The organism is Luteibacter sp. (assembly GCF_009912395.1).
GTDB lineage: Bacteria > Pseudomonadota > Gammaproteobacteria > Xanthomonadales > Rhodanobacteraceae > Luteibacter.
This window is the reverse complement of the sequence record NZ_WNDO01000003.1, coordinates 248,430-255,548: the sequence shown is the minus strand read 5'-3', so window position 1 is coordinate 255,548 and position 7,119 is coordinate 248,430. Positions and strand designations below refer to the sequence as shown.

Genomic DNA, 7,119 nt, shown 5'->3' with positions numbered 1-7,119 from the left:
GAGCACCGCGCCCTGTTGGAGCAATACGCTTTGATCGCCAGCATGAGTGCCAGAGGCAACTGCTACGACAACGCAGCAATGGAGAGTTGGAACCACAGTCTGAAGGTCGAGGCCATCCATGGTGAACACCTCGCCACACGGGAGCAGGCCAAGGCTCATGTGTTTGACTACATTGAGGTTGACTACAATCGGATCCGGCTGCACTCGACCCTGGGCTACCTCAGCCCAGAGCAGTACGAGCTGGCCAATGTCGCTTAGATAGGTGTCCGTAAATCAGGGGCAAGATCAGGTCGAGGATCTGGCCGCCGATATAGGCGACGGCACCTCGTACGGTTCCGGTCGCATCGTTGATCTGGATATAGCGAATCCCGTCACGTTCGAAGCGATAGACGTGGTACTGGGGGCTAGCGCTTACGTCGGTCGCGTTCGGCCACGATGATCCGAGGCCGGTGGTCGCCGGTTGAGCCGCGGTGGCCGCGCCTCCGAAGAGCAGGGACGTGGCGGCGAGAAGGGAAGCGGCTGGGCTGGGCAAACGCATGAGGACTCCTTGTGCTGGATGATGGCGCTGTTGGCGTGATGACCCCACGGGCTTGCAGCCGGGCCTTGGCGACTCCGTCATACCGGGTACAGATAGCTCCGTGGTGTGATGGCACGTTACCTGTGTTCCGGGTGTCACGGGAGGTGCGGTGGCGTGGTTCTCCCTGGGTTCGTCAGCGTAGATGCCTTGATGCGATTCCGATCAACAAACCCGGTCGGACTGCAATGCTCGGCGGCCTGATTCATGGGGCCGGAGGCTGGGAGTGAAAGACCCGATGGACCTTCGGGTGACTCATCCTTAAAATGGCGCCGCGAGCGAGAGTGGCGGAATTGGTAGACGCACCAGATTTAGGTTCTGGCGGAGAAATCCGTGAGGGTTCGAGTCCCTCCTTTCGCACCACGTGTTTCTTCCTTGAGTCAGATACTTGGCTCTTGCGCCCCGCCAAGGGCCGCATCTTGTCCACGGTGGTCCCTGGGGTGGTGTCTCACACCGTCACCATCGCGCAATGCGGGTGACCGGGCAGTCCCATGGGGCATTGGCAGCGGGCCTATCCGGTTTAGTTCTCCCGTGTTGCGGCCAGAGGCCGAAGGCCGTTTGTGTGGCCGCGGTCGACGACACGTGCCCCAATGACCAACGGAAGAATTTCTTACGAATCGATATGCATTTTCGGTGGACCGACGAAAAATGCTGCCCCAGCCCGAGGCCAACCGTATATTGGCGTCGAGGGGCTCGGGGTGCGCATTTCCTAGTCAACGACCACAGAGAAGGCGCAAAGTGACATTTTGCAAGCAAGGGATTGTTGTGTTGGTCATGGCGCTTGCCAGCGCCACCGGGTCCGCGTTTGCCCTTACCGCCCAGTCGGGTGAGCAGGGCTACAGGCTCGTCGAGTCCCGCCAGGTTTTCGCACTGAAACCCGGCTCGCCTCTGCACGCGGAATGGGCCGCCTGGATCAAGCTCCATGATGGCGACGAGAAGAAGCCGGATGGCACGACATGGGGCCATGGTGAAGTAGGAGAAATCGTCCTCACGGCCACGACTCCGCCATCAACGGTGGATGCAGCGAGCATCAACGATACGGACGCTACCCCGGATGTCGGTCCGCCTCGTCCATTTCCCGCCAAGGGGCAATCCGGACAGAGGATCACGATCGTGAACCACACGTCCGCGTTCTATCAGCGGTGGACCTACCGCTGGCAGGAGAAATCGGATGGCGGCACCGGTTGGTCCCGTGTTGCCACGTCAGGTCGTTCCTGCGAGACCGAGCATGAGCCCGGCAAGCTGTGCGAAAACCCCGATAAATAATCTGCCGCCGAAGAGGCGGAGCATCGGCGGGCTGGACGTCACGGCATGACGTTAAGCACTTCGTGGAAGGTGGGGGACGGGCATAACGTGGCTGCAAAGCGGCTCGCCGTCGACTCCATCCATGATGCGGAGGCATACGTATGCCACAGTCTGCTCGTCATCCTCGGCGGCGGCGATTCGCCGCGCTGGGCGCATCGATCATGATGGCTGCGGTGGCGACGGCGCACGCCGTCTCCACTCAGCCTGCCTCGCTGGTGCTGCAAACCTCGAAGGAAACGGGTCAATCCATCGAAGCTCGCATCGATGGCGTGCCCGGCACGTTCCTGTTCGACAGTGGCTGGGGCGTGACGGCGGTGACACCCGATGTCGCCGCGCGGATCGGGTGCACGCCCTGGGGACAGATCACGGGGTTTCGTGCGATCGGGGAGCGGCTGGATATGCAGAAGTGCAACGCCGCCCGATTACAGATCTCCGGTGTGACCTTGCCCATTCCGACACTGGGCGTTTTCGACCTGATGAAGCTCATGCCCAAGGGCATGGCGCCATTGAGCGGCGGAATTGGCCTGGACGTGTTCGACGGGCGGCAGATCACGATCCAGTCGCGAGCGCGACGCCTCGTGCTCGAAACGCCGGCAAGTCTCGCCAAGCGCGTCCAAAGCGCGCACGCCATTCCGATCCGGCTGGTTCGCGATTCGGGTGGCGTCGCGCTCACTGTCCACGCCGGGCTGCCGACATCGGCCGGCATGGTCTGGATGGAACTGGATACCGGTAACCGCAGCGGCACCTATCTGGTCGGAAAACATGTCGCCGCGCTACTGGGGCTGAAGCCAGACGTGGCCGGTCCGCAGGCGATCCATCGCGACATCGTCCCGGGCGTGACGCTTGCCGGCAAAGCGGTTGTCTCCGGCCTGATCATGGATGGCAACATCGGCTCGTCGTTTCTCGACGACTGGGATCTGACGCTCGACCTGAAGGCAGGGAAGGGCTGGCTCGCGCCGGCCCAGCCCTGACCAATGGCTGGAATCAGCCGTACGCCACCGCGACATCGATCACCCAGACGATGCCGAACCGATCCTTCAGCATGCCGTACTGAGGCGACCACGGGGAGGGCGCGATCGGCTGGATCGCCGTGCCGCCTTCGGCAAGCGCGTTCCAGAGCGAGAGCGCCTCGGCCTCGCTATCGCATCGCAACGAGATGTAGAAGGCGTTCTCGCCAGGCTGCCACGGCTGGTCCAGGCGCACGTCATAGGCCATGACCTGGAAGCCCGCGTCCGTGACCACCTGTCCCCACAGGACATAGGAGGGATCGGAGGCCTTGTCGCCCTGTCCTGCGTCGGCATAGCTCACCAGGGTCAGTTGTCCTGCCAGGGCCTTTTGATAGAAGGAAAGGGCGTCACGGGCCTGGCCGCGGAAGTTGAGGTGGGGCGTGGTACGCAGGGACATGGGCGAAGGCTCCAGGTGAGGGATGTGATGGGGCGTAAGATACGAGTCCCTACTGCCAGTTCCTGTCAGCTGAATGCCGCGCTCCGATCGTCTGTTTCGCCTGCTGCACCTCCTGCGCAGCCTGCCGCCTCCCGTCACGGCGCAGCAGTTGGCGTCGTCGGCGGGCGTCTCGTTGCGCTCGGTCTATAGGGACATCGAGGTATTGCGTGCGGGCGGTGCCGACATCGACGGTGAGCGTGGCTACGGCTACACGCTCGTCAACGACGGCATCATGCGACCGCAAGCCTTCACCCGCCTGGAAATCGAAGCCATCGCGCTGGGCATGGCCGAGGTGCGTCACATGGGCGATGAAGCGCTGGCGGAAGCCGCAGGCGCCGTGCTGGCCAAGGTGGCGGCCACGCTGCCATCGAAGACGCAGGAGCATATGGTCCATGCCATCTCCCATGTCAGGCGATACGGCCAGCGCTATGCACCGCTGCCGGATGTCGACGCCATCCGCGGGGCATGCTGGATGGAGAGGGCGCTGGTCATCGATTACTCCGACCGGCACGGCGCGTCGACCCGACGCACCATCTGGCCCTTGGCCGTGGTGTACCTGGAGCAGACCCTCGTGCTGTTGTCGCGCTGTTGCCTGCGCGACGATTTCCGCATGTTCCGGCTGGAGCGCATCCGCAAGGTCGAGGCGACCGCCATCAGTTTCCGACCGCGACGATCGGGGTTGCTACGTCGCTATCTGCGCGAGCTGGAGGAGAGAGGGGCGGATTCGAAAGCGAGCGACGCGGTCAGCGCGGAATGAAATTCAGAGGCACGTTCTCAGCATCGCGCGTATCGTTTGGCCTTCCGTTCCGTCGGGCAACTCTCTAAGCAGAATTTTCGTCCGGAGGCCTCCGATGAGGGAAGGCCCAATGCTGATTTTCCACGCGTGTGTAGTGCCCTCACCGATCGAGAGGATCAGTAGACTATGATGCTCTACGATCGTGGGAGTCTCGGGTGCGAAAGCATGTATGACGCATGATGCGTAGTCCTGGGCGGATTTGGATGTGCCTGGCTCGAGGAATTCGGCGGTGCGCCCTGGCTGTGAGGGAGGGTTCGTGGCGCAAGACTGAGCAACAATCGCCATCATGATGATCGCTATGATTCGATGGCTTTTCCGAATCACTTGAAGATACTCATGTCGCAGTTGAAGTTGGCGCAAGGTGTAAACAGATTTATGTTGTTCTTGAACTGGTCTATGTAGTCGGGATCATTTAATTCGTAATGATCGGCAGTTCGGATGTTCCAGGTATAAGCACCCACCTCGCTCCGGGCTCTCAGTGCATAACCTTTGAAAATATCATTCGAATGATTGTAGCGACCATGGGTGTAGTCGGCGACGTGATAGAGCTCGTGGCCAAGAATTCCACCTATCATCAGTGTGCTCGAACCGGACAGGATGTCTGAATTGAGGAAGATCGTTGCTCCGTCGAAGGATGCCGCATCCGCTGTGTTGTAGGAGAGCTCGACCCCTACGCGTGTTCCAGGCTTGAAGCGATGATAGCTGCGCGAAAGGTCTCGGACGATCTGCCTCTTGTTGTCGTTCCAACTCTTTTGGGCGTCTTCCGTACCCTTGCCAAATGTCAGCTGAGGCATGTTTTCCCCTGAGATCATGGGTTGTCCAAAAGTAAAGTTGTCCGACACCCAGCGCATCTGCATGCAGGCATCGCTGCAATCCTGGGCTCCCGAAGGATCAATGAATGTATAGGGATTATTGCGCGCATAGGCGTAGACGTTCATTCTCCCGGCGATGGGATCAACGCTTAAGAATCGTCCCAGCGTCGGATCGTAGTAACGAGCCTGCATATAGATGAGGCTTGTTTTGCTATCCTCGACATGCGCGGTAAATCCCGGACCCGTTCCGGGTGTCAGTGCGTCAATTCCGAAGGGCTTATGGTCGAACGTAGCGGTTACATTGCCTTGTGCATCCGTTGTCGCCAGGATGGTTCCTTGTGGGTCGGTGTAGTAGTAAGTAACAGTCTGCGCTTTGCACTGGCCGGGTGCGCCATTCGCGAATGCGACTATGATGGCGATGGCCGTGGGAACCGCCGTCGATGCGGCGTGGATGCGTAGCCTGGTACGGACGAGTGCCGACCGGAGCCTTGTTCTTAATGCTTTTCGATCCATACGCCTGCCTTTCTGAAGGACTTGCTGCATAGACTTTGGGCATACCTGACGGACCCGGCTCGTTATGCGGGTAGCGATGGCTGTGTTCTTTGCCCCTGATGGCGTAATGCGTCGGCATCGACGGCAGTTCCGCTTCTCGTATGAAATTACGATCCGAGTGATCTGCTTGTCAATGGCCTTTCCGGATCACGGCCACGCCTATCCATTTGGAGGCCTCAGCTAGGCACGTTCGTCCGGTAGGCCGCCAGCACGCCGAGCAGGGCAAGCAGCGCCGTAATGATGAAGTTCGCGCTGAAGGCAGCGGTGTAGGAAATGGTCAGCAGGGCGGCGAACAGGGAGCCGCCGAGGGCGAGTGTCGTGGAAACCGTGAGCGATTCGCAGAGCTGGAGCGCCGAGCTGTTCGAGCCTTGCTCTTCGGTGGACGACATCGCCAGCGTGGCCACCGAAACGGAGGCATAGGTCATGCCCATGCCGAGGCCGCAAAGCGCCCAGCCCGCGATGGACGCCGCCACCGGCATCCAGGCGAAGGTGCCCAGGCCGGCCGCCGTGGCGCCGACCAGCATCGCGACCGTGCCGCGATGGATGATCGCCTGTCGGGTGATCTTCGCGTAGTGGCCCTGATACCAGGAGCCCGCGAACCAGCCCAGCGCGCCGCAGCTGATCGCGAGGCCGGCCCGGGTCGGCGACATGTCGTGTTCGTGCGACAGCATCAAGGGAAGGAAGGCCTCGGTACCGAAGAAGGCGGAAGCGATGATGCCGCGTAGCGCGATCACCGAAGGCAGTCCGCGCGCGCCGCTCAGGGTGCCCTTGGGCAACAGCTGGCGGCCGCAGCCCACCAGCAAGGCCAGGGCGGGGATGAGGATCGCCACGGTCAGCCAACCGGTCTCCTGGCCGGCGACGAAGAGCAGGCAGGCGCCAACCGATGCGCCGACGGCGTTGAGCATGCGGCCGTGTTGCTCCGCTGGCGTATGTGTCGGGGGCGCTAGCGAGGCCAGCGCACCGCGAAGGGCGAGGGCGGCCGGTACGGCGAGGACGGGGACGGCGAGGAATACCCAGCGCCAGCCGACGTGCTCCACGACGGCGCCGCTGATGGCGGGGCCGATCAGGGCTGGCACCACCCATCCGGCCGAGAACGAGGCGAAGACTTTCGGCCGCAGGCTGTCGGGGTACAGGCGTCCCACGATCACGTACAGCGCAGGATAGAGGCAGCCGGCACCGAAGCCCTGGACCAGGCGGCCGGCGAGCAGGGTCGGCATGTTCATGGCGAAGCCGGCGATGAGCAGGCCGGCGACGAAGGCCACCAGCCCGGTCCAGATCGCCGGCGCCGGGCCGCGGCGGTCGCTCCAGCGACCCGACAGGGTCATGCCGACGACGCTGGTGGCGAGCACGCCGCCGAAGGCCAGGGCATACAGCTTCAGGCCGTCCAACTCGCGAGCCACCGTCGGCATGGCCGTGGTCACGGCCAGCGCCTCGAAGGCGATCAGGGAAATCAGCGCCACCATGCCGATGGTGGCGGCGCGGTACGTCGGGGAAAGGATGCCCTCGGGCGGGATAGCCTTCCTGGCCGCGGCGAGGTCTGGGTCGCGGGTGCTCACGTTCATCCGTATGAATCCTGGGTAGGGGCAGTGTCGCACGCTTGCGCTCGGCGACCGGGGCGTGCAGCATAGAACCTCAAC

8 protein-coding genes and 1 tRNA gene are annotated in these 7,119 nt (G+C 62.3%); 5 read left to right on the top strand and 4 right to left on the bottom strand.

The genetic code is table 11. The features are described from left to right. Positions 1-258, top strand: a 258-nt coding sequence (locus GAK28_RS05550) for an IS3 family transposase (RefSeq protein ID WP_291776025.1), incomplete at its 5' end; no start/stop codon positions are given. Here GAK28_RS05550 and GAK28_RS05545 read toward each other — a convergent pair. Then, positions 221-538 (bottom strand): hypothetical protein, encoded by a 318-nt coding sequence (locus tag GAK28_RS05545; protein ID WP_291776023.1) that lies wholly within the window; start codon positions 536-538, stop codon positions 221-223. The two genes, GAK28_RS05550 and GAK28_RS05545, sit on opposite strands and share 38 nt — an antisense overlap. A 314-nt stretch (positions 539-852) precedes the next feature. Here GAK28_RS05545 and GAK28_RS05540 point away from each other — a divergent pair. The 3 genes from GAK28_RS05540 to GAK28_RS05530 all read left to right on the top strand — a co-directional run bounded on the left by GAK28_RS05540 (position 853) and on the right by GAK28_RS05530 (position 2,850). After that, positions 853-937: transfer RNA gene (locus GAK28_RS05540), tRNA-Leu, on the top strand. A 411-nt stretch (positions 938-1,348) separates the two neighbouring features. Beyond that, the gene (locus GAK28_RS05535) at positions 1,349-1,840 is read left to right on the top strand and encodes a hypothetical protein (protein ID WP_291776022.1); all 492 of its coding nucleotides are present in this window, start codon (positions 1,349-1,351) and stop codon (positions 1,838-1,840) included. A 140-nt stretch (positions 1,841-1,980) separates the two neighbouring features. Continuing rightward, positions 1,981-2,850 carry an aspartyl protease family protein gene (locus GAK28_RS05530; protein ID WP_291776020.1) on the top strand — a complete coding sequence of 290 codons (870 nt, stop codon included), beginning with the start codon at positions 1,981-1,983 and terminating at the stop codon, positions 2,848-2,850. A 13-nt stretch (positions 2,851-2,863) separates the two neighbouring features. Here the strand turns inward: GAK28_RS05530 and GAK28_RS05525 are convergent, their stop codons facing one another. Beyond that, complete coding sequence (locus GAK28_RS05525) at positions 2,864-3,283, bottom strand: VOC family protein (protein WP_291776018.1); 420 nt, start codon at positions 3,281-3,283, stop codon at positions 2,864-2,866. 73 nt (positions 3,284-3,356) lie between these two features. On the opposite strand from GAK28_RS05525, the gene GAK28_RS05520 reads away from it, so the two are divergent. Beyond that, positions 3,357-4,079: a YafY family protein gene (locus GAK28_RS05520; protein WP_291776016.1), complete on the top strand. Its 723-nt coding sequence runs from the start codon at positions 3,357-3,359 to the stop codon at positions 4,077-4,079. Positions 4,080-4,438: 359 nt separating this feature from the next. On the opposite strand, the gene GAK28_RS05515 is transcribed toward GAK28_RS05520, so the two are convergent. Next, positions 4,439-5,443, bottom strand: coding sequence for an RHS repeat-associated core domain-containing protein (locus GAK28_RS05515; RefSeq protein WP_291776014.1), 1,005 nt, complete (start codon positions 5,441-5,443; stop codon positions 4,439-4,441). A 215-nt stretch (positions 5,444-5,658) separates the two neighbouring features. Further along, positions 5,659-7,044: an MFS transporter gene (locus GAK28_RS05510; RefSeq protein ID WP_291776012.1), complete on the bottom strand. Its 1,386-nt coding sequence runs from the start codon at positions 7,042-7,044 to the stop codon at positions 5,659-5,661. Positions 7,045-7,119 lie beyond the last annotated feature (75 nt).